Annotated in this window: 23 protein-coding genes; 10 read left to right on the top strand and 13 right to left on the bottom strand. The window is 62.5% G+C overall.

The annotated features are described in order from the left end of the window. Positions 1-32: 32 nt before the first annotated feature. Positions 33-494 (top strand): YybH family protein, encoded by a 462-nt coding sequence (locus BUC24_RS10510; RefSeq protein ID WP_073215348.1) that lies wholly within the window; start codon positions 33-35, stop codon positions 492-494. 44 nt (positions 495-538) lie between these two features. On the opposite strand, the gene recJ is transcribed toward BUC24_RS10510, so the two are convergent. The 5 genes from recJ to BUC24_RS10485 all read right to left on the bottom strand — a co-directional run bounded on the left by recJ (position 539) and on the right by BUC24_RS10485 (position 6,085). Then, on the bottom strand, positions 539-2,233 hold the full coding sequence (gene recJ, locus BUC24_RS10505) for a single-stranded-DNA-specific exonuclease RecJ (RefSeq protein WP_073219923.1): 1,695 nt from the start codon (positions 2,231-2,233) through the stop codon (positions 539-541). Further along, positions 2,230-3,252 (bottom strand): hypothetical protein, encoded by a 1,023-nt coding sequence (locus BUC24_RS10500; protein ID WP_073219927.1) that lies wholly within the window; start codon positions 3,250-3,252, stop codon positions 2,230-2,232. Before BUC24_RS10500 ends, recJ begins: the two co-directional genes overlap by 4 nt. A gap of 72 nt (positions 3,253-3,324) precedes the next feature. Next, positions 3,325-3,966, bottom strand: coding sequence for a PEP-CTERM sorting domain-containing protein (locus BUC24_RS10495; RefSeq protein ID WP_073215345.1), 642 nt, complete (start codon positions 3,964-3,966; stop codon positions 3,325-3,327). 132 nt (positions 3,967-4,098) lie between these two features. Then, positions 4,099-4,872 carry a ferritin-like domain-containing protein gene (locus tag BUC24_RS10490; RefSeq protein WP_229448164.1) on the bottom strand — a complete coding sequence of 258 codons (774 nt, stop codon included), beginning with the start codon at positions 4,870-4,872 and terminating at the stop codon, positions 4,099-4,101. Positions 4,873-4,894: 22 nt separating this feature from the next. Next, on the bottom strand, positions 4,895-6,085 hold the full coding sequence (locus BUC24_RS10485; protein WP_073215343.1) for a hypothetical protein: 1,191 nt from the start codon (positions 6,083-6,085) through the stop codon (positions 4,895-4,897). 161 nt (positions 6,086-6,246) lie between these two features. Between BUC24_RS10485 and BUC24_RS10480 the strand changes: the two genes are divergently transcribed. From BUC24_RS10480 to BUC24_RS10435, 9 genes are all read left to right on the top strand, one after another. Beyond that, complete coding sequence (locus BUC24_RS10480; protein ID WP_073215341.1) at positions 6,247-7,515, top strand: lipoprotein-releasing ABC transporter permease subunit; 1,269 nt, start codon at positions 6,247-6,249, stop codon at positions 7,513-7,515. Then, a complete protein-coding gene (gene lolD, locus BUC24_RS10475) occupies positions 7,508-8,206 on the top strand; it encodes a lipoprotein-releasing ABC transporter ATP-binding protein LolD (protein WP_073215337.1) in 699 nt (232 codons plus the stop codon). Before BUC24_RS10480 ends, lolD (BUC24_RS10475) begins: the two co-directional genes overlap by 8 nt. Before the next feature lie 11 nt (positions 8,207-8,217). Then, the gene (locus BUC24_RS10470) at positions 8,218-9,483 is read left to right on the top strand and encodes a lipoprotein-releasing ABC transporter permease subunit (protein WP_073215334.1); all 1,266 of its coding nucleotides are present in this window, start codon (positions 8,218-8,220) and stop codon (positions 9,481-9,483) included. Beyond that, positions 9,476-10,159, top strand: a complete 684-nt coding sequence (gene lolD, locus BUC24_RS10465) for a lipoprotein-releasing ABC transporter ATP-binding protein LolD (protein WP_073215331.1) — start codon at positions 9,476-9,478, stop codon at positions 10,157-10,159. Before BUC24_RS10470 ends, lolD (BUC24_RS10465) begins: the two co-directional genes overlap by 8 nt. A gap of 5 nt (positions 10,160-10,164) precedes the next feature. Next, entirely contained in the window at positions 10,165-10,968 is an 804-nt protein-coding gene (locus BUC24_RS10460; protein ID WP_073215328.1) for a TatD family hydrolase, read from the top strand. Positions 10,969-11,052: 84 nt separating this feature from the next. Further along, positions 11,053-13,395 (top strand): DNA internalization-related competence protein ComEC/Rec2, encoded by a 2,343-nt coding sequence (locus BUC24_RS10455; RefSeq protein WP_073215326.1) that lies wholly within the window; start codon positions 11,053-11,055, stop codon positions 13,393-13,395. 63 nt (positions 13,396-13,458) lie between these two features. Then, positions 13,459-14,280: an alpha/beta hydrolase gene (locus tag BUC24_RS10450; protein WP_073215322.1), complete on the top strand. Its 822-nt coding sequence runs from the start codon at positions 13,459-13,461 to the stop codon at positions 14,278-14,280. Between the two features lie 56 nt (positions 14,281-14,336). Next, on the top strand, positions 14,337-14,903 hold the full coding sequence (dcd, locus tag BUC24_RS10445) for a dCTP deaminase (protein WP_018058479.1): 567 nt from the start codon (positions 14,337-14,339) through the stop codon (positions 14,901-14,903). Between the two features lie 268 nt (positions 14,904-15,171). Further along, positions 15,172-15,738, top strand: a complete 567-nt coding sequence (locus BUC24_RS10435) for a PEP-CTERM sorting domain-containing protein (RefSeq protein ID WP_073215317.1) — start codon at positions 15,172-15,174, stop codon at positions 15,736-15,738. A 63-nt stretch (positions 15,739-15,801) separates the two neighbouring features. On the opposite strand, the gene BUC24_RS10430 is transcribed toward BUC24_RS10435, so the two are convergent. The 8 genes from BUC24_RS10430 to BUC24_RS10395 all read right to left on the bottom strand — a co-directional run bounded on the left by BUC24_RS10430 (position 15,802) and on the right by BUC24_RS10395 (position 26,651). Then, the gene (locus tag BUC24_RS10430) at positions 15,802-18,054 is read right to left on the bottom strand and encodes an arginine/lysine/ornithine decarboxylase (RefSeq protein WP_073215314.1); all 2,253 of its coding nucleotides are present in this window, start codon (positions 18,052-18,054) and stop codon (positions 15,802-15,804) included. Positions 18,055-18,326: 272 nt separating this feature from the next. Continuing rightward, positions 18,327-18,815, bottom strand: coding sequence for a dihydrofolate reductase (locus BUC24_RS10425; protein ID WP_073215311.1), 489 nt, complete (start codon positions 18,813-18,815; stop codon positions 18,327-18,329). Beyond that, on the bottom strand, positions 18,812-19,606 hold the full coding sequence (gene thyA / locus BUC24_RS10420) for a thymidylate synthase (protein ID WP_073215307.1): 795 nt from the start codon (positions 19,604-19,606) through the stop codon (positions 18,812-18,814). The genes BUC24_RS10425 and thyA overlap by 4 nt, the downstream gene beginning before the upstream one ends. A gap of 17 nt (positions 19,607-19,623) precedes the next feature. Continuing rightward, positions 19,624-20,727 carry a threonine aldolase family protein gene (locus BUC24_RS10415; protein ID WP_073215304.1) on the bottom strand — a complete coding sequence of 368 codons (1,104 nt, stop codon included), beginning with the start codon at positions 20,725-20,727 and terminating at the stop codon, positions 19,624-19,626. A gap of 21 nt (positions 20,728-20,748) precedes the next feature. Continuing rightward, positions 20,749-22,602, bottom strand: a complete 1,854-nt coding sequence (locus BUC24_RS10410) for an ABC transporter transmembrane domain-containing protein (protein ID WP_073215301.1) — start codon at positions 22,600-22,602, stop codon at positions 20,749-20,751. A gap of 28 nt (positions 22,603-22,630) precedes the next feature. Further along, positions 22,631-23,683, bottom strand: a complete 1,053-nt coding sequence (locus BUC24_RS10405) for a lipocalin-like domain-containing protein (RefSeq protein WP_073215297.1) — start codon at positions 23,681-23,683, stop codon at positions 22,631-22,633. After that, the gene (locus tag BUC24_RS10400; protein WP_073215293.1) at positions 23,683-26,232 is read right to left on the bottom strand and encodes an FtsX-like permease family protein; all 2,550 of its coding nucleotides are present in this window, start codon (positions 26,230-26,232) and stop codon (positions 23,683-23,685) included. Before BUC24_RS10400 ends, BUC24_RS10405 begins: the two co-directional genes overlap by 1 nt. Further along, entirely contained in the window at positions 26,220-26,651 is a 432-nt protein-coding gene (locus tag BUC24_RS10395; RefSeq protein ID WP_073215290.1) for a DUF4124 domain-containing protein, read from the bottom strand. Before BUC24_RS10395 ends, BUC24_RS10400 begins: the two co-directional genes overlap by 13 nt. Positions 26,652-26,666: the final 15 nt, after the last annotated feature.

Below are 26,666 nucleotides of genomic sequence, written 5' to 3'. Positions count from 1 at the left end.
TCTCTTTCGTTTCCTAATTGTAGGAGCTAGGTATGGGTTTAGCGAAGATTTTCGTCATTGCAGGACTGCTGGGCGGGCTAGGTACGGTGCATGCAGCACCGGGAAGCAATGCGGATCTGAAAAAGCAGGTGGCTGACACGGAACGCGCTTTCGCCGCCACCATGAAGGCGCGTGATCATGCGGGTTTCGTCAGCTTTGTTGCCGATGATGCCGTGTTCTTCAACGGGCCCGAGCCCTTGCATGGCAAGAAAACCGTCGGTGCGTTCTGGAAGAAGTTCTATGACAAGCCCGAGGCGCCGTTCTCGTGGGAGCCGGACCAGGTCGAAGTGCTGGCATCGGGCGAACTTGCTGCATCATCGGGGCCGGTGTACGGACCAGATGGGAAACTGATTGCGCGCTTCAATTCCATCTGGCGGCGCGACCCCGCCGGCAAGTGGAAGATTGTGTTCGACAAGGGCGAGCCGCTGTGCGATTGCAAGAAGCCGGCGCCCTGAGCCCGGCTGCTTTGCAACAGGCGCCTGCCTGAGCCGCTGCCGCGTTACACGGGCTCGGCGTGTTCGACCATCAGTTGCACCCGGGTGACGCCGTTGTATTCATTGGCATCGAGGCGGAATGCCACGCGCGCACGCTCGCCCAGCGAGGCAGTGTGGCCGAACCAGATCGCATCGTACCGTTGTCCATTGCGCTCGAGCTGCAGCTTGAGATGCCGCTCCTTCAGAATGCGCTGGCTGATCACGCGGAATTCGTCGCAGAACACGGGGGGCGCAAAGCCCTGGCCCCATACCTGGCCATCCATCAGGTCGATGAACTCGGTGGTGTAGTAGGCGTCTTCCAGTGGCCCATCCGTTTCAATGATGCGTTCGAGCTGAGGCGCACTGAGCCACGCGCGGCCCACGGCCTCAAACGCTTCCGAGAAGGCGTCAAAGGCATCGGCCCGGATCGTCAAGCCGGCTGCCATGGCGTGGCCGCCGAATTTGTCAATCAGGCTCGGTGCCCGTTTTGATACCAGGTCGAGCGCGTCGCGCAAATGAAAACCGGGGATCGAGCGGCCGGAGCCCTTGATCCAGCCGTCGCTACCGGGGGCGAAGGTGATGGTCGGGCGGTAGAACTTTTCCTTCAGGCGGGAGGCGACAATGCCGATCACGCCCTGGTGCCAGCTGTCATCAAACACACTGATGGTATTGCTCTCGGCGGGTTCGTAGGCGTCCAGGTGGAGCAGAGCGGCGTCCTGCATCTCGGCTTCGATCTCGCGCCGCTTCAGATTGATTTCGTTGAGCTGCTGCGCGATTGCCCAGGCGCGGCCTTCGTCGTCGGTAATCAGGCATTCGATGCCCAGTGACATATCGTCCAGGCGGCCTGCCGCGTTCAAGCGCGGGCCCAGGGCGAAACCCAGGTCGAAGGGCGAGGCGGTGCGCGCCTGTCTTGCGGCCACGCGGAACAATGCCGCCACGCCCGCGTGCATGCGGCCGGCACGCATGCGCTTGAGACCCTGCGCGACCAGGATGCGATTATTGGTATCGAGCTTGACCACGTCGGCCACTGTGCCCAGGGCCACCAGGTCGAGCAGGTTGTCCAGCTTGGGCTGGGTTTGCGCGTCGAACACGCCACGCCGGCGCAGTTCTGCGCGCAGCGCGAGCAGGACATAGAACACCACGCCCACGCCAGCCAGGTGCTTGCTGGGGAAGCCGCATTCGGGCTGGTTGGGGTTGACGATCACGCGCGCGTCGGGCAGGCGGTCGGCCGGCAAGTGGTGGTCGGTGATGACGACGTCGATACCGCGCCGCTTCGCTTCGAGCACTCCGTCGATGCTGGCGATGCCGTTATCGACCGTAACGATGATGTCGGGCGATTTTTCGCGTGCGGTCAGTTCCACAATTTCGGGCGTGAGGCCGTAGCCGTACTCGAAGCGGTTGGGGACGATGAAGTCGACCGTCGCACCCATGGCACGCAAGCCGCGCAAAGCAGTCGCGCAGGCGGTGGCGCCGTCACAATCGTAGTCGGCAACGATCACCATTTTCTTGCCCGCCCCGATGGCGTCGGCCAGGAACACGGCGGCAGCGTCGATGTGCAGCAGGCCGGAGGGTGGCATCAAGGCGGCCAGTTCGCTCGACAGTTCACGCGCGTCGCTCAGCCCGCGCGACGCGTACAGGCGCGCCAGTACGGGGTGCACGCCACTCTGGCGCAGCATTTCGGACGTGCGGAACGAACAAGGGCGGGTGGCAATACGGGTCATGGCAGCAGACGGTCCAGGCTGGGCGAACGCCAGAAGGCGCGCTGCGCCCATGACGAGGTGCTGAATTGCCGCAGGCCATGGCGGTTACTCATGACCATGGTGAATTTGGCTTTGCCGCCGTTGCGCAGTGCTGCCAGCGCAGGTGCAAACAAGGCGTCCTCGAAGCGCTGCATGCTTTCCAGCCAGACTGACCATTCACCCGCAATGGCAGCTTCGCTCAGGTCGCCGCGCAGCAAAATGCTGTCAGTGGCGTCGCCGCTGAAGGGATTGGGCAGTTCGGTGGCCGGGCAATTTTCCATGGCCGACAACCAGGATGGCACGACCGACGCGGCAAACAGTGGCGCCGGCGCAACTGCTGCGCTGGCGTCGGACAAGGCCCATGGCCAGAACGAGTTGATCGAGGCCATGCCGCGCGATTCGCGCTCCACATTGCTGGGATGCTCGAACCACAGCATCTGGATTTCATTTTGCAGTTTGCGGAACTCGGCCGCACCCGGGCCGGTTGGCAGCCAGTCGTTCAGGTTCAGGCCAACAGCCGCATCGGGCGAAGACGTTTCCAGGCCAGTCCAGTCGGCCGCGCGCATGAACCAGGTATAGGCGTCGCCGTAGACCAGCGTTTTGCCGGCTTCGTCGCAGACTGGCTTGGCCGTTTCAAACAAGCCTTTGGCATGCACATTGGACAGCCGCAGCTGGCGCAGATCGGTAATCGACAAGGTGCTGCGGGCAATTTCCACGTGCGCGGGATTGACAATGAACCAGCTGTCGCGACCAGGATCGAGGCCGAAACCGCGCATGGCGGCAGCGGCAAACGCCGGACTGCCGTCGCTGGCGAGAGACAGGGTGCGCGCAAGCCAGGCTTCGTGCGGGAGCACGCGCTGAGTCTCATCAATGGGCAATTCCTGCAGCGATGAGCGGGCTAGCAGGCCGGCCAGGGCGGGCGCCTTCATGGCGCGGATCAGATCGGCTGCAAGTTCGGCAGGGGGAAGGGCGAAGGGAAGAACAAGCGTAATTTGAGTCATGCCCGCATTGTAGGGTAAATGGCAGGTCAGGAAAATGCCATTCGGATACCGCAATGCGGGCACATGGGACGTTTAGCGCGTGCGGCGTGCCTGTCGGGTGCTGCCGAACAGCGCTGCCGCGCCTAGCAACAGCAGCGCCAAGGATGTTGGCTCAGGCACTGCAATTTGCCCTGAGGGAATAATTCTGGTGAGGCCACCGATCAGCTCGCCATTGTCTTCCGCCGCTTGCAGATACAGCAGCATGTCGCTGGGGACCGCGCTGCGAATCACCTGGCCGCTAATCGTGAAGTAGCCGGGCACGATCTCCGGATCCGAAATCAAGGGCGACTGCAGACGGTAGCCATTCAAGTCATAGATGCCGCCCACGCCCGCGCCGCTGAAGTAGAACCCCATTTCGTGGTAATAGCTCTCCTCTAGCAAATCAAACGCATTGAAACTTGTCGGTCCGGTGCCTGGCAGACTATTGCTAGCCGAGGTGATGTTGTTGAAGATCCCGCTTGGGGACATGTTGATCATGCCTGGATTGCCGCCGCCCAGGAAACGGAATTCGTAAAACGCGATGGAACGGTCTTCCAGATCCTGGATGAAATACCCTTCCAGCACCGAGCCGTTGTCCAGCACGGCATTTTGAAAAGTGAATTGCACCCAGCCCGCACACGCGTTAAACGACAGGGTGATGCATGCCAGGAACAGCGCCAGTTTTGCCTTGAACATGAGATTCCCTTAAGTGATTGAAAAGATAGCTTGGTAAGCAATGGCCGTGCCCGTGCGGACTTCTGCTATCGATTCAAAGGCTTAAGGGGAAATCTCGCTAAAAAGTTAAATTTTGTGTAAGTTTGTTCGACATCAAACCGCCGATGTGGCGCCGCTGCTGTTGTCGTCGAGCTCCACATCGCCGTAGGTGAGACCAATCGCTTCCTCGTACCAGGTTTGCACCAGGGCAAGATGCTCACGCTCCTGGTTGAGGGCGTCGGTGAAGTCGTCCACCATGCTATCGATCTCGTGTTCGTCCGCCAGTGCAACCAGGGTCTCCCAGCCAGCCTTGTCGGACAGTTCGGCAGTAATGATGGCGTGCAGCGATTGCGCAATGCTGGTACGCGGGTCGTTCAGCACTTGCACCAGACCCATGGATTCGACCCCGGCCAGGTCGGCACTGGGCGTTTGCGAGGTGGGGTCGCCGCCGAGGGACTCGATTGCTTCGGCGATCATGCGGAAGTGCCGCGCCTCGTCCGCGCGGATTTGCTGCAAGTCTTCGATCGTCATGCTGATGTCGCCATCGAGCATGACTTCGCACTTGGTGATCAGCGCATCGTACAGGCGGGTGCCCGTGCGCTCGAACGCCAGACGCTCGCCTAGCTTGTCGAGCAAGATTTGCGGACTGTCGCCAGTGAGCATTTTGATGCCCATGGTGACGGCGCCCTGCAAGGTGCCCGGCATGGGGACGGACCCAAGCGAATCAGCATTGGCGATGTAGTCGTTGCGCAGGTCGGCGCAGGCCGATTCGTCGCCGGTATCGGTACTGGCAATGGCCGGATCGACGGTTTGCATGGCCTTGCTGTCGAATGGCGACATCTGGATACCCGTGCGGTTCATGCCCATGGAGGTGCTTTGTAAAGACATGGTGCTTCCTTTCAGGTTGAGTTCAGGGCGCGAGGTCGCTGACCGCGCTGGCAATGCTTTTGCGGCTCAGTTCGGTGCCGGGCGTCCATACATAGCCCGAGGCCACCGCTTCGCTGGGGGAACCGTCGGCGTTGAGCTGGTGGCGATATTGGATGGACGCTGCGCTTTCGTTCTGGCGCGGTACGAAGGCCGTGCCGTCGGCGCGCAGGTCGACCTCGTTGACGAGGACCTTGCGCACATACTCGCGCTGACTGCGAAATTCCAGGGGCGCCGCAAAGTCGGTGGTGACAACCTCGGCCGGATCGCGCCGTTCGAACTGCTTGAATAGTTCGCACGCCATGTGAAAGTGGCCCAGCTCGTAGTCGAGAAAGCGTTCCCAGATGGCCTTGACGTGGTGATTGGTCTCTTGCTCCACGCAGCTGTAATAGTTGTAGCACTCGGTGGCCTCGTGCAGCAACCACTGCTCGAGCCAGCTTTCTTGCGGGTCGAGCATGGATTCGTACTGGGTGACGTGCTGCTCTTCCACCGAGGCGATTTCGGCGTACAGCTGGCGCGCCACGGGATCGGAAAACAGGGGGCCGACATTCATATAGTAGTCGTGGGTCTGGTATTCGCTTGCCACTATGGTCAGCGCGTGCAGCTTGGTGAGGAAGGCCGCGTTTTTCGCGTCATACGGCGTGCGCAAGTCATCCTCGGGCGCGCGATGGTGCTCCATGGTGGGGCGGCCATGCAGAACGTCGGTATAACTTTGCAGGATGTTGTTGGCGTCCTTGCCCTCGAGCCGGTCGAGCAGGGCGGAGTAGCGGTACAGATGGTCGAAGTCTTCCAGCAGGCCGAAGCGGTAGACCTGGGCCAGATACGGGTCGGGTTCCTTTTGCGCGATGGCAGCCGTGACCTCGATGGCGACCTGTTCGTAGGCGATGGTGGTTTCCAGCGGTGAATGGTCGGCGGCGATGAGCCAGTTGACCATGGTGGCCTGGTGCTGCTCACAGCGGCGCACCTTGGCCAGGGGCAGGCGCAGCTCGCGGTTAAAGCGCGCGGCCATGTGGCCGAAACGCAGGGCCTCGTTCTCGAGCCCGTTAATGAGGATGACGCGCACCCGCGTAAATGCGTCGTCGTCGAGTTTGCTGATGGGCTTTTGAACCAGGTCGCGCCAGGTGAAGCGCTGCTGGTCAAGCGGGATGCCTTTTGCATCGAATAAGCTGAATGCCATATGTCCTCCCGTTGCTAATGAGGATTGGACTGTCGCAGGCGGGGCCGGGTTCAACCCTTTTTTCAGTCTTGATGCCATGGCGATTCAATTGTGGCAACCCTGTCAAGGAAGTGCTTTGTATGGCACACTTCGGGCTTACTTAAAATACACTGCTGGAGCTCATGAGTCTCACCCATCAAATGCCGTACGAATGGCTGGTCGGGCTGCGCTATACGCGCGCTGGCCGGCGTAGCGGCCGCAACAGCTTCATTTCCTTCATTTCGCTCATTTCCGTGTCCGGCATCGCGGTCGGCGTCGCCGCCTTGATCGTGGTCCTGTCGGTCATGAACGGCTTTCGCAAGGATGTGACCGACCGCATGCTGTCGGTGCTGGCGCATATTGAAGTGCTGGACAAGAATGGGGCCGGCCTGCCCGACTGGCAAAAGACCATGCAGGACGCCTTCAAGAACCCGGCCGTCAAGGGCGCTGCGCCGTTCGTGCAAACTCAGGGCATGCTGCTGCGCGATGGCGTGATGCGCCCGGCCGTGATTCGCGGCATTCTGCCCTCGGAAGAGCCCAAGGTGTCGGATGTGGCCAAGACCGTCAAATACGGTAGCCTGGATGCACTGCAGCCGGGCCAGTTCAACATCGTGCTTGGGTATTCGCTGGCGCGCTCGCTGGGCCTGAACATTGGCGACAAGGTCACCATGGCGCTGGCGCAAGCCCAGGTCACCCCGGCCGGCATGGTGCCGCGCATGCGCTCCTTTAATGTGGTGGGCGTGTTCCAGGCGGGCCACCATGAATTCGATGCCGGCATGGCCTTTGTGCACATGGAAGACGCCCAGAAGATGGAACGGCTGGCCGCGCCGTCAGGCATCCGCCTGCGCATCGCCGACATGCACCAGGCGCCCGACGTCGCCGATGCGCTCCAGGCCAGCATGCCGGGCGAACTGAATGTGCGTGACTGGTCCAAACAGAATAAAACCTGGTTTGCCGCTGTGCAGATCGAAAAAAAGGTCATGCTGATCGTGATGGCGCTGATTATCACCGTGGCGGTATTTAACGTGGTGTCGACCCTGGTCATGACCGTGACCGACAAACAGTCCGATATCGCCATTTTGCGCACGCTGGGGGCCTCGCCCCATTCGATCATGAAGATCTTCGTGATCCAGGGCTCGCTGATCGGCATTTTCGGCACCCTTGCCGGGACAGCGGCTGGCGTGGCCGTGGCGCTCAACATCGACGTGATCGTCCCATTCTTCGAGCGCCTGGTCGGCATTCAGATCCTGTCCAAGGATATTTATCAGTTCAGCGCCTTGCCGTCCGATATGCACTGGATGGATGTCTTCGTCATTGCCGGCATTGCCGTGCTGCTGTCCTTCCTTGCCACCATTTACCCCAGCTTCGCCGCCTCGCGCGTGAAACCAGCGGAGGCACTGCGTTATGAATAACCGCGTCAACGACACCGTCCTTTCCTGCACCGGTCTGGGCAAAACCTTTGTCCAGGGCGAATACCAGATGCCCGTGCTGAGCAAGATCGATTTCCATGTGCAGCGCGGCGAACACGTGGCCATCGTGGGTGCCTCGGGCTCGGGCAAGTCGACCCTGCTGCATTTGCTCGGCGGGCTCGATACGCCCACCACCGGCACGGTATCGCTGCTGGGGCAGGATTTTGCCACCTTGTCGGAAAGCGCGCGCGGCGACTTGCGCAACCAGTCGCTTGGCTTTGTCTACCAGTTCCACCACTTGCTGCCCGAATTTTCTGCGCTCGATAACGTGGCCATGCCGCTCCTGATCCGGCGCGAAAAGCGCGCCGTGGCAGTCGAGAAGGCGGAGGCGATTCTGGCGCGGGTCGGCTTGTCGAAACGCGCTATCCATGTGCCGGGCGAATTGTCGGGCGGCGAGCGCCAGCGCGTGGCACTGGCCCGCGCCCTGGTCACCCAACCCGGCTGCGTGCTGGCCGACGAACCGACCGGTAACCTCGACCAGGCCACCGCGCAGCAGATTTTCGATCTGATGCTTGACCTGTCATCCACGCTGGGCACCGCCTTCGTGATCGTCACCCACGATATCGAACTGGCGCGCCGCTGCGACCGCGTGCTGCGCCTGACCGAACACGGCCTGCATCCGGCCGAATCCTGACTGAGTACCCTATGAGTTTTATCGACACCTTGCCGTATGAATGGACCGTGGGCCTGCGCTACACGCGGGCCGGCAAACGCAGCCGGCGCAACAGCTTCATCTCGTTCATTTCGCTCATTTCAATCAGCTGCATCGCGCTGGGCGTGGCCGCCCTGATCATCGTGATGTCGGTCATGAACGGCTTTCAGAAGGAAGTGACCGACCGCATGCTGTCGGTGCTGGCGCACATTGAAGTCTTCGACGCCCGCGGCGGCATGCCCAACTGGCAGGCAGCGCAGCTGGAAGCCCAGCGCAATCCGGCCGTGACGGGGGCGGCGCCGTTCGCCGAAACCCAGGGCATGCTCATGTCCGACGGCGTGATGCGCCCGGCCATTGTGCGCGGCATTTTGCCTGCCGAAGAAGGCAAGGTGTCCGACGTGCCCAAGCATGTGACCCAGGGCAGCTTCGACACTTTGCGCGCCGGCGAATTCAACATCGTGCTGGGCATCGAACTGGCCAGGGCGCTGTCGCTGAACGTGGGCGACAAGGTCACCATGGCCGTGGCCCCGGCGCAGACCGATTCTGCCGGCATGGCGCCGCACATGGTCAACTTTACTGTCTCGGGCACCTTCGATGTGGGTCACTTCGAATTTGATTCGGGCCTGGCCTTCGTGCACCTGGCCGACGCGCAGTCGGTGGCCAATCTGGATGCGCCGGCAGGATTGCGTCTCAAGCTGGCGGACTTGCACAAGGCGCCGCAAGTGGCGCAGGAACTCAAGCAAAGCATGTCGGGCGACCTGTTCATCCGCGACTGGACCAAGCAGAACACGATCTGGTTCGCGGCCGTGCAGAGCCAGAAGACAATGATGTTCGTGATTCTGAGCCTGATCATCGGCGTGGCCGCCTTCAACCTGGTAGCCATGCTGGTCATGACGGTCACGGACAAGCAGGCCGATATCGCCATTTTGCGCACGCTGGGCGCCTCGCCGCGCTCGATCATGAAGATCTTCATGGTGCAGGGCGCACTGGTGGGTATTGCCGGCACCGCGCTCGGGGTTGGGTTCGGGGTGCTGGTGGCCGTTAATATCGACGTGATCATCCCCGCGCTGGAACGCTTATTCGGCATTCACTTCCTGTCCAAGGATATTTACTTCATCAGCACCTTGCCGTCGGACGTACGCCTTGGCGACATCGCCGGCGTGGGTGTGGTGGCAATGGTGCTGGCCTTCCTGGCCACCCTGTATCCGAGCTATTCGGCCTCGCGCGTGAAGCCGGCGGAGGCGCTGCGCTATGAGTAATCCCGTTCTTTCGTGCGCAGGCCTGGGCAAGACCTTCACCCAGGGCGCCTACCAGGTTCCGGTGCTGAGCAAGGTAGACTTCAGCGTCGGGCGCGGCGAGCACGTGGCCATTGTCGGCGCCTCCGGTTCCGGCAAATCGACCTTGCTGCATTTACTGGGCGGGCTGGATACGCCAAGCACCGGGTCTGTCTCCTTGCTGGGCAATGACTTTGCCAGCCTGTCCGAGAGCGCGCGCGGCGACTTGCGCAACCAGTCGCTGGGCTTTGTCTACCAGTTCCACCATCTGCTGCCGGAGTTCTCGGCGCTGGACAATGTAGCCATGCCGCTGATGATCAGGCGCGAAAAGCGTGCGGTCGCAGTGGAAAAGGCCGAAGCGATTCTGGCGCGGGTGGGCTTGTCCAAACGCGCGATCCATGTGCCGGGCGAGTTGTCTGGCGGCGAGCGTCAGCGCGTGGCATTGGCGCGCGCACTGGTCACGCAACCAGCCTGTGTGCTGGCCGACGAACCGACCGGCAATCTCGATCATGCGACCGCCAACCAGATTTTCGACCTGATGCTCGACCTGTCGTCGACCCTGGGCACGGCCTTTGTGATTGTCACGCACGACAACGAGCTGGCCGGGCGCTGCGACCGCGTGCTGCGTTTGTCCGAACACGGCTTGCAAGCGCAGGCCTGACCATCATGTGGATCGACACCCACTGCCACCTTGATGCGCACGAATTTGGCGCCGAGTCGCTGGACGTGGCGCGCCGCGCAGGCGAGGGCGGGGTGGGCATGATCGTGATCCCCGCGGTTGAGCAAGGCAATTTCGCAGTCGTCGCCAACATGGCCGCGCAAGCACCGAATGCCAGTTACGGTCTGGGTATTCATCCCATCTTCGTGCCCCAGGCGCAGGAATCGGATCTGGCCGCGCTGCGCGCTGCCATCGGCACTGCCATGGCCGACCCGAACTTTGTCGCCGTTGGTGAAATCGGTCTCGATCACTTCATTCCGCTGCTGTGCGAACCGGCGATGCGCGAAAAGCAGGAGCACTTCTTCCGCGAGCAGCTGCGCATGGCGCGCGAGTTCGAGCTGCCCGTGCTGATGCACGTACGCCGCTCCCAAGACCAGGTTCTGAAGCATGTGCGCCAGATACCACCGGCCGGCGGCATCGCGCATGCCTTCAATGGCAGTTTTCAGCAGGCGCAAACCTACATTAACCTGGGCTTCAAACTGGGTTTTGGCGGCGCCATGACGTTCACGCGCGCCTTGCAGATCCGCCGTCTGGCCGCAACGCTGCCGCTGGAGGCCATCGTGCTGGAAACCGATGCGCCGGATATTGCGCCGGCGTGGGTACACCCGGGCCGCAACAGCCCGGAGCAGCTGCCTGCCATCGGTGCCATGCTGGCCGAATTGCGCGGCATCGACGTGGATCAGGTTAAAGCTACCACCATGAGCAATGCCTTTGTGGCCATCCCACGCTTGCGCAGGCTCCTCCAACCCTGACAATCTGGCGGTCGCTAGATATTTCACAAACGTTCAGCCGCTCCGCCGCAAGACACTAGGTGTTTCCCCATTACGGGCCTATTCATGCGATGCGCGATATTGGGCTTTGCAGGCGGTGTTGGTCTACTCCAGACCTGCGCCGAACTGCCAGCTGCTGCCACCAGCGCCGCTCTGGCAGCGGTGGCCGTACTGCTTTGCGGCCTGAAGCCCGTCAGCGCCAAAGCACTGGCTGGCGCACTTGCCGGGTTTTGCTGGGCGGCCCTGCTGGCATCTTTGGCGCTGGGCCACGAACTGGCGCGAAGCGACGAGGGGCGTGACCTCAACCTGACCGGCACCATCGACAGTCTGCCTTATCGCTTTGAGCAGGGTGTGCGCTTCAATTTTGCGGTGGAGGGCGTACGCCAGCGCGATGCGACGGTACCACCGCGCGTCGCACTTGCCTGGTATGGCGCAGGGCCGCTGACGCAGGTCCTGCCGGGTGAGCGATGGCAGCTGACGGTGCGCCTGCAACGCCCGCACGGCAACGCCAACCCGCACGGCTTCGACTATGAAGTATGGCTGCTGGAGCAGGGCGTGCGCGCCACAGGCTATGTCCGTCCCCTGGCAGCAGGCGATGGACGCATCGACAGCTTCGCCTGGTCTGTATCGAATGTGGTGGAGCGCTGCCGGGCCGCGCTGCGCGCCCGCATCGAGCATGCACTGGCGAACAAGCCATATGCAGGCGTCATTGTGGCACTGGTGGTGGGTGACCAGCGCGCCATCGACCAGTCGGACTGGAATATCTTTAACCGCACCGGTGTCGGCCACTTGATCTCGATCTCTGGCCTGCACATCACCATGGTAGCCGCCTTGTTTGCACAGTTGGCGTCGGCGTTGTGGCGCCACTCCTTCTTCACCAACGCGCAGTTGCCGCTGCTGCTGCCGGCGCAAAAGGTGGCGGCCCTGGCCGGGGCACTGGCTGCGCTGCTGTACGTGCTGCTGGCCGGCTTTGGCATCCCGGCCCAGCGCACGCTGTACATGCTGTGCGTGGTGGCCGCTGCCCTCTGGTTCGGTCGGCTGTCCAGCGTGTCGCATGTGCTGTGCGCCGCGCTCGGCGTGGTGGTGCTGCTGGACCCCTGGGCAGTGCTGGCACCGGGTTTCTGGCTTTCGTTCGGTGCCGTGGCGATGCTGCTGTACGCCGGGACCGGGCGCATCGCGCGCAGCAGACCAGGCCTGATGCAGGCCCTGCGCCTTGGCGTGCATGCACAGTTTGTCGCCACGGTCAGCCTGGTGCCGCTCACCATGCTGCTGTTCTCGCAGTTGTCGCTGGCCAGTCCGTTTGCCAATGCGCTCGCCATCCCCCTGATCAGCCTTGTCGTCACGCCGCTGGCCCTGGCGGGCAGTCTGCTCCCTGCGCCCCTGTCGACATTGCTGTTGTCGCTGGCGCACGCGCTAGTGGCTCTGCTGGCAAAGGCGCTGGGATGGATGAGCAGCTTGCCTTACGCGGTGTGGAGCGCGCCAACGCCGCAGCCCTGGGTGTTCTGCTTTGCGCTGCTGGGGACGATCTGGATGCTGGCGCCGCGTGGGTGGCCGCGGCGCTGGCTTGGCCTGGTGGCCTGGCTGCCGCTGCTGTCCGGCCAGCCAACGCATCCCGAACCGGGCCAGTTCAAGGTGACCGCCTTCGATGTCGGGCAGGGGATGGCGCTGCTGATCGAGACCAGTGGACACCGGCTGCTGTACGACACAGGCCCAATCTATTCGCCGGAATCGAATGGCGGCAACCGGGTCATCCTGCCCTACCTGAAAGCACGCGGCATCGACCGTCTGGACGGCATGGTCGTCAGCCACAGCGATGCGGACCATGCCGGCGGCGCGCTCGAGGTGCTGCGCGCCATCCAGCTTGACTGGGTGGCGTCGTCGCTGTGGTTTGATCATCCGATCGTGGCAGCGGCCCCGCGGCACTTGCGCTGTGTGGCCGGGCAGACGTGGCGGTGGGATGGTGTTGCCTTCGACATGCTGCAACCGACGGTGGCAAGCTATGCCGACACGGCGCTCAAACCCAACGCGCGCGGCTGCATGCTGCGCATTACGGCTGCTGGCGGCACGCTGCTACTGGCAGCCGACATCGAGGCGGCGCAAGAAGCGGCGCTAGTCACGCATGCGCCGGCCAGCCTGCGCGCCGATGTGCTGCTCGCGCCCCATCATGGCAGCGGCACTTCCTCGACCCTGGCTTTTTTGCAAGCGGTGCAGCCGCGCGTTGCGCTGTTCCAGGTCGGGTACCGGAACCGCTATCACCATCCCAAGGCCCAGGTATATGCCCGCTACGAGCGCCTGGGAATTGTCCGTATTCGCAGCGACGAGGCAGGGGCGGTCCTCCTCGATTCCGCCTCCGGCCTGGCGCCGCGCCAGTACCGCAGCGAACATGCGCGCTACTGGTACGGCCGCTAGCACAACTAGTGGGTTCCCTCTAATTAGGAATCGAATCGGCCCGAATCGCCTTACAATTTACCGATGAGCAAACCCATCATTCATTTCTCTCACGGTAATAGCTACCCCGCTGGCAGTTACCGGAAGTTTTTCGACTATCTAAGCGATTTTGATATTCGCTCCATCGACATGTACGGCCATGATCCGCGCTACCCGGTCACCGACGGCTGGCCCAAGCTGGTGGAACACCTGATCAGCGCCCTCGAAGAGTACAAGGAACCAGTCATCCTGGTCGGGCATTCGCTGGGCGGCATGCTGAGCCTGATGGCGGCCAAGCAGCGGCCGGACCTGGTGCGCTGCGTTGTCATGCTCGATTCGCCCGTGGTGGCCGGCTGGCGTGCCATGTTGTGGCGGCTGACCAAAAAGCAGTCCTGGAGCGACAATTTTTCGCCGGCCAAATTCTCGCTGAAGCGGCGCAACGTATGGCCGAATGCGAAGGCCGCCCATGATCATTTCATCAGCAAACCGATGTTTGCGGCCTGGGCCCCCGGTGTGTTGAACGACTATCTTGAGCACGGACTGGAGCCGCATCCAGAAGGCGTGCAGCTGCGCTTCAAACGCGAAATCGAGACCGAAATTTACCGCGCCTTGCCGCATCACCTGGGCAGCCTGATGAACGACGACTACCCGGTGCCGATCGGTTTCGTGGGCGGGACAGACTCGGTCGAGCTGCGTCAGGCTGGGCTGACCGCCACCCGTGCGCTGGTGGGAGAGTATTTCAGCGAAATCGAAGGCGGGCACCTGTTTCCGATGGAGTCGCCTGAAAAGGCGGCGCGGCTGACGCGTGACATGATTGCGCGCCTGCTCGCGTCGCGCGAGGGCAGGGCGTCAAGACAGGCGACTTGAGGCCACTTTTCGCGTAAAATCGCGGGAAATTCACCCCCACTAAGAGAATCTCCGCGATGACAATCAAAAGCGATAAATGGATCCGCCGCACGGCCCTGGCCACCGGCATGATCGAACCGTTCGAGCCAGGCCAGGTACGCGAGGCTGATGGCCGCAAGATTATCTCTTACGGCACCTCGTCTTACGGCTACGATATCCGCTGCGCCGACGAATTCAAGGTCTTCACCAACATCAACAGCACGATTGTCGACCCGAAGAACTTCGATTCGAATTCGTTTGTCGATATCAAAAGCGATGTCTGCATCATTCCGCCGAATTCGTTCGCGCTGGCGCGCACCATTGAGTACTTCCGCATTCCGCGCAATGTGCTGACGGTTTGCCTGGGCAAATCGACCTACGCGCGCTGCGGCATTATCGTCAACGTCACGCCGTTCGAGCCGGAGTGGGAAGGGTACGTCACGCTGGAGTTTTCAAACACCACGCCGCTGCCGGCCAAGATTTATGCGGGCGAAGGTTGCGCACAGGTGCTGTTCTTTGAGAGCGATGAAGTGTGCGAAACCTCGTACAAGGATCGCGGCGGGAAGTATCAGGGGCAGCATGGGGTGACTCTGCCGAAAACCTGATTGATCCACGACCAAATGTGCCAGGGCCCCGAAAGGGGCCTTTTTTTTCGCCACTACATCGTCCTCGCGGAGGCGGGGACCCATACCACGTCGCCGAAGTCGCTCAGCGTGCTATGGGTCCCCGCCTCCGCGAGGACGATGTGGGGTGTCGGGAACTTTTACACATTCCGTTATGCGGATTGGTAACTGCCTGATTCTTTGGCAGTATTTACAGCTGGCACGAGATATGCTTTACGTCTGGCAACTAATCTATTGGAAGACACCCGCCATGAAAATTCGTCAAATCATCGCCGCCGCACTGCTGGCCGCTCCTGCCGCCGCCTTTGCCTTCCCCATCGCCGACGCTGGTACCGAAGGTCTTGCTGTACTGGCCGGTAACGGCGCCGTGGTCGCTACCTACCAAGGCAACTCGGCGTCCTACAGCAACGACCTGTACCTGGTCACCGACGACGGCGTCGACAACAACGACATATTCATCTTCAACAATCACACCTCGCCCGTTGGCAGCATGGTCGACTTGGGCGCATTCACCTTCGGCACCGAACTGGTGTTCCGCCTGCACGTGAACAACACCAATGCCGACTACTACACCGGCGCCGCCAGCCGCAACGCCGACAATAGCTTCCACGCCCGCGTGCAGGAAAACTGGGCTTTGAACACGACCCTGGTCAGCTTTGAAGATCTGCTGGGCGGTCCTTTTGATTTCAATGACCTGAGCTTCTCGTTCACCAACACCGCCACCACCCCTGGCCAGGTGCCGGAGCCAGCATCGATGCTGCTGATGGGTTTGGGACTGGCAGGCATCGCCGCTGCCCGCCGCCGCAAAGCAAAATAAGCCGCTCCAAACGTAAAAAAGCCCGGCCGTTTCGCAGCGGCCGGGCTCTTTTTATCAAACGGCTTATTGTTTGACGCAGTCGACGAAGTAACCGCGCTTGCCGTCGACCTCGCGCTTGACCAAGCCGTGCACGTCCGTCTCGAAGCCGGGGAAGCGCTCGTTGAAGTCGCGTGCGAAGCGCAGGTAGTCGACGATCGTCTTGTTGAAACGCTCGCCCGGAATCAGCAGCGGAATGCCCGGCGGGTAAGGTGTCAGCAGGATGGCGGTGATGCGGCCTTCCAGGTTTTCCAGTGCCACGCGCTCGATCTCGCGGTGCGCCATCTTGGCGAATGCGTCCGACGGCTTCATGGCCGGGATCATGTCCGACAGGTACATCTCGGTCGTCAGGCGTGCCACGTCGTAGGTCTGGTAGAAGTCGTGGATCTGCTGGCACAGGTCGCGCAGGCCCATCGCTTCGTAGCGAGGGTTGGCCGCTGCGAATTCCGGCAGAATGCGCCACATCGGCTGGTTCTTGTCGTAGTCGTCCTTGAACTGCTGCAGCGCCGTGACCAGCGTGTTCCAGCGGCCCTTGGTGATCCCGATCGTGAACATGATGAAGAACGAGTACAGCCCGCACTTCTCGATAATCACGCCGTGTTCGGCCAGGTACTTGGTCACGATGGAAGCCGGGATGCCGGTCTCGCCAAAGGCGCCGTCGAGCGACAGGCCAGGGGTGACTACGGTTGCCTTGATCGGGTCGAGCATGTTGAAGCCCGGCGCCAGCTTGCCGAAACCGTGCCAGTCGTCTTCGGCGCGGATCATCCAGTCTTCCTGGGTGCCGATGCCTTCTTCGCTGAAGGTGCTCGGACCCCAGACCTGGAACCACCAGTCCTTGCCCCATTCTTCGTCGACTTTTTTCATGGCGCGGCGGAAGTCCAGCGCTTCGAGGATCGACTCTTCCACCAGAGCGGTGCCGCCCGGCGCTTCCATCATGGCCGCAGCCACGTCGCAAGAGGCGATGATCGAGTACTGCGGCGAGGTTGAGGTGTGCATCAGGTAGGCCTCGTTGAAGGCGTCCTGGTCCAGCTTGACCGATTCCGATTCACGCACCAGCACTTGCGACGCCTGCGACAGACCAGCCAGCAGCTTGTGGGTCGACTGGGTCGAGAAGATCATCGACTCCTTGGCGCGCGGACGGTCCTTGCCGATGGCGTGCATGTTCTTGTAGAAGTCGTGGAAGGTGGCGTGTGGCAGCCATGCTTCGTCGAAGTGCAGGGTGTCGATTTTACCGTCCAACATTTCGCGCAGCGTTTCAACGTTGTACACCACGCCGTCGTAGGTTGACTGGGTGATGGTCAGAATGCGCGGCTTCTTGTTGACGGCTTCGCGTGCGAACGGATTGGCTTCGATCTTGCGTGCGATCGATTCGGGCGTGAACTCTTCCAGCGGGATCGGGCCGATGATGCCGAGGTGATTCCGGGTCGGCATCAGGAACACGGGGATCGCGCCGCACATGATGATCGAGTGCAGAATCGATTTATGGCAGTTACGGTCGACCACGACGATGTCGCCTGGCGCCACGGTGGAGTGCCAGACCATCTTGTTCGAGGTCGAGGTGCCGTTCGTCACAAAATAGCAATGGTCGGCGTTGAAGATGCGCGCGGCATTGCGTTCGGACTTGGCCACAGGGCCGGTGTGGTCCAGCAGCTGGCCCAGTTCTTCCACCGCGTTGCAGACGTCCGCGCGCAGCATGTTCTCGCCAAAGAACTGGTGGAACATCTGGCCGATTGGGGACTTCAGGAAGGCCACGCCACCGGAGTGGCCAGGGCAGTGCCACGAATAGGAACCGTCGTTGGCGTAGTTGACCAGCGCGCGGAAGAACGGCGGCGCCAGGCTGTCGAGGTAGGACTTGGCTTCGCGAATAATGTGGCGCGCCACGAATTCTGGCGTGTCCTCGAACATGTGAATGAAGCCGTGCAGCTCACGCAAAATGTCGTTCGGGATGTGACGCGAGGTGCGCGTTTCGCCGTAGATGTAGATCGGGATGTCCGAGTTCTTGTGGCGGATTTCCTTGATAAAGGCGCGCAGGGCGATCAGGGCCGAATCGGTCTCCGCGGCGGAGCCTTCGCCGAATTCCTCATCGTCGATCGACAGCACAAAGGCCGACGCGCGCGACTGCTGCTGCGCGAACTGCGACAGGTCGCCGTAACTGGTCAGGCCGAGTACTTCCATGCCTTCTTTTTCCATGGCCTCGGCGAGGGCGCGGATGCCCAGGCCGGACGTGTTATCGGTGCGGAAATCCTCGTCGATGATGACGATAGGGAAACGAAATTTCATGGACAGCTCCAAAGCGAAGCGCCGTGAGGGCTGTCCACCTGGGGGCAGAACGTCGCTCACGGCACCGAGAAAAAAATTAGAAGCGGATTTTCGCAGAAAAGGCCGCAATCCGGTGAAAAAACTTATATTAGGATAACTACAAGCAGGCTCGGGCGGCGCACACTAGCAGACCAACATCGTCCTCGCGGAGGCGCCGGCGCATGCGCCGGCCCTATACCATGCTGAACGACTTCGGGGACATGGTATAGGTCCCCGCCTTCGCGAGGACGAGGTTAGTTCACTTTTTCGTACGTCACGAACGCGTAATCATAGCCATTCGCCTCACTGTGATGCGCGTCCCGCGCCGTTTCCTTCCACTGGCCGGCCGGCAGTGCTGGGAAGAAGGTGTCACATGCAAAAGTATGGTCAATCTCGGTAATGATCATGCGCTCGGCCAGATCCATGGATGCGGCAAAAATCTGCGCGCCGCCAATGATGAAAGCCGGGCCGTCGCCCACCAGTGCAATTGCCGCCTCCAAGGAATCGACCGCCTCGACACCATCGTGACCCCACGCCGCATTGCGGGTAATGACAATATTGCGCCGGTTCGGCAGTGCGCGGCCAATCGAATCGAAGGTCTTGCGGCCCATGATGATCGGATGGCCGGAAGTAAGACGCTTGAAGTGCGCCAGGTCTTCGGGCAGGTGCCAGGGCAGCTTGTTGTCAACGCCAATACCGCGCTCGGCATCGAGCGCCACGATCATGGTGAGCGCGCGCGTCATACAGCCACCGGTGCCCGGATCAGGCCATGCGGCTCGTAACCGGTGAATTCAAAGTCGTCAAACTTGTAGTCGAACAGGGAGTCGGGCTTGCGCTTGATGACCAGTCGCGGCAGCGGCATCGGCGCGCGCGACAGCTGCAGGTCGACTTGCTCCATATGGTTGGCGTACAGGTGGCAGTCGCCCCCGGTCCAGACAAAATCGCCCACTTCCAGACCGGCCTGCTGCGCCATCATGTGGGTCAGCAGCGCGTACGAGGCGATATTGAATGGCACACCCAGGAAGATGTCGGCACTGCGCTGGTACAACTGGCACGACAGCTTGCCATCGGCCACGTAGAACTGGAACAGGGCGTGGCAGGGCGGCAGCTTCATGTTCGGCACGTCGGCCACGTTCCAGGCCGAGACGATCATGCGGCGCGAATCCGGGTTGTTCTTGATCTGATCCATGACCTGGGTGATCTGATCGATATGGCCGCCGTCGGGCGTCGGCCAGTTGCGCCACTGGTAGCCGTAGATGGGCCCCAGATTGCCTTCGGCGTCGGCCCAGTCGTCCCAGATCGAGACCCCATTTTCCTTCAGGTAGGCGATGTTGGTGGAGCCGTTGAGGAACCAGATCAGTTCATGGATGATCGATTTCAGGTGCAGCTTCTTCGTGGTGACAAGGGGGAAGCCTTCCTGCAGGTCGAAGCGCATCTGGTGCGCAAACACCGAGCGGGTGCCGGTGCCGGTGCGGTCGGTTTTGTCGGTGCCATGTTCTTTCACATGGCGCATCAGATCGAGGTATTGGCGCATGGTGCTTACTTAAAGTGTCAAGGCGTGATTGTAACTGAGGTGCGCAGGGCGCCTTCGAACAGGGCAAATGCGGCGCGTACCTTGTCGTCGGGCAGGCTGGCCAGATTGTCGCCCACGTACAGCTCCACGACGCTGGTGTCGGGCAGGGCGGCGTTGGAAGCGCGGCCGAACATCCAGATGCCATGCTGCTCCGCCAGCTGATTGCGGATCGCCAGCGCGCGTTCGCGTCCCACCGGCAGGTGCAGATGCAGCATGTTTGCCTGCGGTGCGGCCGGGTTGACGCGCAAGGCCGGGAAGTCGCGCAGCAGCTGGTACAGCCACTGGGTGCGGCGGAACAGGGCGGGCATGGCGGCCAGGCGCTGGTCGAACTGCATGGCTGCCGCCACCACATACGGCGAGCGGTGAATCACATTGCCGCCTTGTCTGCGGAACGATTCGGCCGCGCGCGCAATCAAGTCGCGCGAGCCGGCCAGCATGGCGCCACCCAGGCCGCCGATGCCCTTGTACAGCGAAACGTAGACCGAATCGAATCCGGCTGCAATCTCGGTCACGCTGCGGCCATAGCCGGCAGCCGCCTCCCACAGGCGCGCGCCGTCCATGTGCAGGTGGGCGTTGCGCTGGCGGCAGTGCAGTTTGATGGCTTGCAGCTCGTCCCAGGTTGGCGCCTGACCGCCAATTTCGCGCATGGGCAGTTCGATCGCGACGGCGCCCAGGCGGTCGGGAATGGCGTTCAGATCGGCCTCGGTGGCGGGCCGATGGCGGTCGCCTGCCTGCACCATGTTGAAGTGGCCGAACAGCTGGTAATTGGATTTTTCGTGCACCAGAATGTGCGAGGTGGGATGCAGGGCCACGAGGCGGCTGTCGCGGTCTTCGCAGCCCAGCCGCAGTGCAGTGACCTGGGCCATGGTGCCGCTGATGCAGAACACGGCTGCTTCAAAACCGAGCAGGCGCGCCACTTTGTCTTCGAAGGCTTCGATCAGCGCGCCATCGCCATAGACATCATGCGCGATCTGATGGGTTTCGCACCATTCAGCCATGGCGGCGAACATTGCGGCAGGCGCGCGTGCGCGGTGGCCTGGGATCACCGTGTGGCACTGCTGCAGCAATTCGGCGTCGGTCACAATGGCTCCGTGTCAGGGAAATTAATGGGCGATATGGACGTTGTGGAACTGGAGGGCGGCCAGGTTGGCATAGATGCCGCCCAACGCGACCAGGCTGTTATGGGTACCGGTTTCCACGATTTTGCCATCTTCCATCACGATGATCCGGTCCGCGCGCTGCACTGTGGCCAGGCGGTGCGCGATGATGACGGTGGTACGGCCGACCATGGCCGCTTCCAGCGCACTTTGCACCAGGCGTTCGGATTCGGCATCGAGCGCGCTGGTGGCTTCGTCCAGCAGCAGCAGCGGCGGATTCTTGAGCAGCGCGCGCGCGATGGCGATGCGTTGCCGCTGCCCGCCCGACAAGCGCACGCCACGCTCGCCCAGGAACGATTTGTAACCCTGCGGCAGACGCTCGATGAATTCGTGCGCCGCTGCCATGCGCGCTGCGGCGATGACTTCTTCGTCGGTCGCGCCAGCGCGGCCGTAGCGGATATTTTCCATCGCATCGGCCGAGAAGATCACCGTGTCTTGCGGGACGATGCCGATAGCGTCGCGCAGCGCGTGCAGGTCAAGCTGCTTAATGTCGATGCCATCGAGTTTGATGGCGCCGCTCTGCGGATCGTAGAAACGCAGGAACAGCTGGAACAGCGTGGTTTTGCCCGCACCGGATGGGCCGACCACGGCCACCGTTTCGCCAGGCGCGATCGACAGCGAGAGATGCGACAGTGCGGCCGTTTCAGGACGCGAAGGATAAGAGAACGTCACGTCGGCCAGTGACAGCGAGGCGCCACTGGCAGTGCGACCTGGCAGCGGCAGTGGCCGCGCCGGATTCTGGATCGACGACTTGGCCGCCAGCAGTTCCAGCAGGCGTTCGGTGGCGCCGGCAGCGCGCTGGGCTTCGCCCATCACTTCCGACAACGCTCCAATCGAGCCGGACACCATGGTGGCGTACAAGATGAACTGCCCTAAATCGCCGCCCGTCATGGTCCCTTCCAGCACAGCGTGCGCGCCCAGCCACAGCACGAACACGATGGTGCCGAACACCAGCACGATGGCCACCATGGTCAGCAGCGAGCGGGCGCGGATGCGGCGCATTGCTGTTTGAAACGCGCTTTCGACCGAGCCGCCAAAACGCTGCGCTTCCAGCTTTTCGTGGGTATAGGCTTGCACCGTTGGCATGGCGTTGAGGATTTCGCCGGCCATGGCCGAGGCATCGGCAATGCGGTCTTGCGAGTCGCGCGACAGGCGCCGTACGCGCCGCCCGAACAGAATGATGGGCACCACCACCAGCACCAGCAGCACCAGAATGATGGAGGTCAGTTTGGCGCTTGTAATAAACAGCATGACCAGGCCGCCGACAAACAGCAGCATGTTCCGCAAGGCCATCGAGATGCTGGTGCCGACCACGGCCTGAATCAGGGTGGTGTCGGTGGTGATGCGCGACAGGACTTCGCCGGTCTGGGTGGTCTCGAAAAATTCAGGGCTCTGGTCGACCACGTGGCTGTAGACGGCGCTGCGGATGTCGGCGGTCACGCGCTCACCCAGCCACGAAACTGTGTAAAAGCGCGCCGCAGTTGCCACGCCCAGCACCGTTGCAACGGCAAACAGGGCCAGGAAAGTGGCGTCAACCTGGGCCGCGTTCTGCGCGCCGGCGACAGCGCCAAAACCATGGTCGATCATTTGCTTGAAGGCGGCCGGAATGGCCAGCGTGGCGCCGGCTGCGACCACCAGTGCAATGCCGGCCATGACGAAATGGCGGCGGTACGGCCGCAGGAAGGGCAGCAGGCCCTTAAAAGCCGACAGGCTGCCCTTGCGGCTGGCTTCTGGCGGCGTGCTCGTGCTCGTGCTGATCGTGCTGGCGGCGCTGGTGCTGCTGGTGGTGCTGTTGGTCATTGTGTTCTTGTTCGTTATTCGTGTTAATTCAGAGTTTCATGGGCGTGACATAACCAACCAATTCCAGGTAGCCATGTCCGGCCTGCACGCCGTCGCGCTGGATGGTCACCGCGCCTTCCCAGTACACCGCACCCGTGGAGCGGCGCGAATCGAGCTCCTGGTCCTGCTGCAGCGGGATGATTTGCCAGCTGGTGTCCCCGGTCTTGATGGTGGTTGCAACCGGATAGGCGGCATGGGTGCGCGGCGAAGTCCAGTGCGCCTGCGGGGTAAAACTGACCTGGCCGGGGCCAAACTGGGTCACTTTGCCGCCACGGTCGCGCAACATCGCGTGCGACCATAGTTTACCACCTTGTTTGTCCCTGACCTGGAAAGCCATCAGGGCGCCGCCGTCATCGAGGTTGGCGCCAATCCAGTCCCAGCCCACCGCCTCGGTCGAGACCGCCTGGCTGGACCATTCGTGGTCCAGCCAGGCGGTGCCCGTCACCGTGCGCGGGCCCGCCTTGCCATTGACTTTGCCATGGACCTTGAGCTGCGGCTCGCTGTAATAGTAACTTGCGTTGCCGGGATCGGCGCCTTTTTGCGAGTAGCCACCTTCGCCCTGCAGCAATACTGACTGGGTTGGCGTCAATACAAGGTCGAATTGCAGTTCGCTCGATTTGATGTTGACCGTGTAGCTGCCATCGGCGGCTCGCTTCATGCGCCAGTCATCGAGCCTGATATCCGTGCTGCCGGGTTTGGAAAACGCCAGCTGGAAGCCTTCCCGCGCGGCGTGCTGGTCGTGCGCCAGCTTGCCGGCAGCCGGGTCGGACAATGCAGCGTGCCCAATAATGAGCTGGCGCGGCGCGAAGGCGCTGGGGTTGTTCTTGCCCTGGCCAGTGGCGCTGCGGAAGAAGGTGACCTGAAACCCCAGCGGCTTGCCGTCGGCCGTATTGAGCCAGCCAGTCACGTACCACCACTCGGTCTTGAATTCCGGGTGGGCGCCGTAATCGGCCGGGAAGCGCAGCACCCGGCCCGGCGTGACCGCTTCAAAGGCCCAGCAGCTCTGTGCTGCCAGCAGCAGCAAGATCCAAAGAAAACGCATTACCAGTCCTCCCTGACGGCGCGAATCGGCCCGCCGGACAACGCATAGCGGCCCGACACCAGGGCCGTAATGACAGAGGCGGCCAGCAGGACCGCCGCCACCGTCGACAGCAGCGCCCACGGCAGATGCAGCTGCATCGACCAATGGAAGGACTGCGGATTGACGACGTACACCAGGATCAGGCTGATCAGCAGGCCCAGGCCAAAACCGCAGGCCACGCCCAGCGCCGACAGGCCGCCGCCTTCGAGTGCAAGAATGCGCAGAATTTGTCCGCGGGTGACGCCGACATGGCGCAGCATGCCGAACTCTTTCGAGCGCGCCAGGGTCTGGGCCGAGAAGGTGGCCGCCACCCCGGCCATGCCAATGGCGATGGCAATCGCTTCAAGCAGATAGGTGACGGCGAAACTGCGATCAAATATTTGCATGCTCATGGTGCGGATCTGGCCTGGCTTGGCAAAACTGAGCGCCGTGCCGAAGGGCAGTGCGCGTACCTGCGCCTCGAGCGCGTCGGCGTCGATGCCGGCGCGCGTCCACATGGCGATGTCGTTGACGAGAACGTCGCCGCTGAGGGCGCGGTAGTCATCCAGACGAATATGCACGGCGCCTGACTGGTTGGCGTAGTCGCGCACGGCGCCGGCAACAAAGAAGCGCTGCAGCTTGCCGTTCAGGGGAAGTTGAATATCGCCGCCGACCCTGGTGCCATACAGGTCGAGCATGGCTTCCGACACCCACGCCGGGCGCGCGCCCGCAGGAATCGGCGCGCTGGCGCCTTCGATGAGCATGTTGCGGCCCGGGTCGGCCGCGTCAATCGCGTGGGCCAGCAGGGCGACGTCGGGACGGGCCGCGTCGAGCGTGATCGGGCGCGCACGCAGAAAATCGATGCGGCTGGCGCCATTCAGGGCGCGCAGCTGCGCCTGCTGGGCGGGGCCAATGCCGCCAGCGCTGCCGCTGTTCTCCACGCGCACGTACAAATCGGCCGGGAGCAGGCGTACCAGCCAGTCGTCCAGAGAAATGCGGAAGCTCGACACCATGATGGCCATGGCCACCATCAGGCTAAAGCTCGACAGCACGCCGCCGAGAGCGATACCCGCCTGGCCGGAGGCGTTGGCCAGGCGCGCCAGCGTGAGGGCCAGCACCGGATGCTGGGCCTGGCGCTGCATGGAGCGCCGGTTGAGCAGGGTGAACACGCTGGCGGCCAGACGCGGCATCATGCCAATGCCGCCAATGAGCAGCAGTCCGATGGCCAGGTAGCCAAACAGGGGCAGCTCGAAGACCGGCGGCGCGAAGGCCATCATGCCCGCCAGCGCAAGGCATACCAGCGAAGGCCAGATGCGGGCAAGGCGCGACAGTGCCGCTTCATCGTTACCCGATTTGAGGGCCACGGCCGGGGCGGCGCGCGCCGCTTCCCAGGCCGGTGCCAGGCAGCCCAGCAAGGCCACGCCCAGGCCAAGAGAGAAGAACACGGCCGCGGCCACGGGCGGGAAAGCCACTTGCGGACGCACACCGGCGAAAAAGCCCGCGCCCAGGTCGGCGCCAAAATAGTGCAGGGCGATGGCGGCGAAAGCGTAGCCGCCGCCAATGCCCGCCAGCGCGCCCACGAGGCCCAGGCTGGCCCCTTCCAGCAGCACCTGGCGCAGCAGCTGCTTGCGCTGCACCCCCAGCACCCGCAGCAGCGCAAACTGGCTGCGGCGGCGCATGACGGATAGGGCCTGGGTCGAAAACACCAAAAAAGCGCCAGTGAACAGGGCAACCAGGGCCAGCACCGTCAGATTGACGCGATAGGCACGGCTCATGCCGCTGTTGCGGCTTTCCTGTTTGCCGTCGCTGGGCTGCAAGACCACGAAGCGGCCGGGAAAGTCGCGTTCCAGCTCACGTGCCAGCGACTGTTCGAAGGCGTCGCGACTCACGCCCGCGCGCAGTTTCAGGTCAACCCGGGACAACTGGCCGATTCTGGCGAAGTGGTACTGGGCCGCGGCGATGTCCATGGCGGCAATGCGCTGGCCGGGGCGAGCCTGCGGCACCGAGCCAGCAACGCGCAGGCTAAAATCGGTGGTGCCGGAGCGCAGTTTAAGCGTGCCGCCATTGTTTTGGCCAAGCCAGCTCGATGCCGCTGGCGACAGAAAGATGGCGTCATCGGCCAGGATGTCGGCGGGGTCGCCGCTGGCGGTTGCACCGAGCAAGCCAGGCGTGACGCCACCTGCACGAAATGCGTCCACGCCCACCACCTGCAAGGGTTCGGTCTTGCCCGGCACACCGGCGTACACCAGCAACACAGGCGAAGCCAGTTGCACCGATGGGTGTTCGGCCAGGCGCGTGTAGATCGCTTCATCGAACCATTTTTCGCGTCCGCCCACTTGCACGTCCGCTTCGCCGGCCAGGCTTTTGGTCGCGGCGGAAAACTCGTTGAAGGCGGCAGCATTGATCAGGTGAATGGCAAAGCCCATCGCCACCCCGACTGCAATGGCAGCAATGGCAAGCAAGGCCCGGACGGGATGGGCGCGCCACTCGCCGAACAGCAGCCAGCGCGAGAGCGGACTTAGAACGGACATTCGAGCTGCAGCTGGTCGCCCAGGCGGCGCGCTTTTTCGGTGGCCTTGTCCTTGGCGCTGGCACTGCCGGCGGCAACAGCTTCGTCGGCCCATTTTTTCTGCAGGCGCAGTTTGCCGCAGCGCTGACGCTTGCTTTCTGCCAGGCGCGCGGCAGCCTGATCCAGCTTGGCCTGCGATTGCTCCTTGGCGTTGCGTTCCTTTTGCAGCTTGGTGGCGTCGGCCTGCATTTTCTTCAGATCGGGCTCGGTCCCCGCTTCCGCCTTGACCGGTGGTGGCACCTCGACCGCGGTACTGGACACACCGGGGCAGGGGGATCCGGAATAAGTGAGGGTGCCATCGATGCGGCATTTATACAGCGATTGCGCCGAGGCGCCCAGCGGCAGCAGGCACAGCATTAAAACAGGTAACAGACGTTGCATAGTGGTTCTCCCAGG

Source organism: Massilia sp. CF038 (assembly GCF_900129765.1).
Classification (GTDB): Bacteria; Pseudomonadota; Gammaproteobacteria; order Burkholderiales; family Burkholderiaceae_D; genus Telluria_A.
The sequence above is the reverse complement of the archived record's forward strand: the minus strand, read 5'-3'. Positions and strand labels throughout refer to the sequence as shown.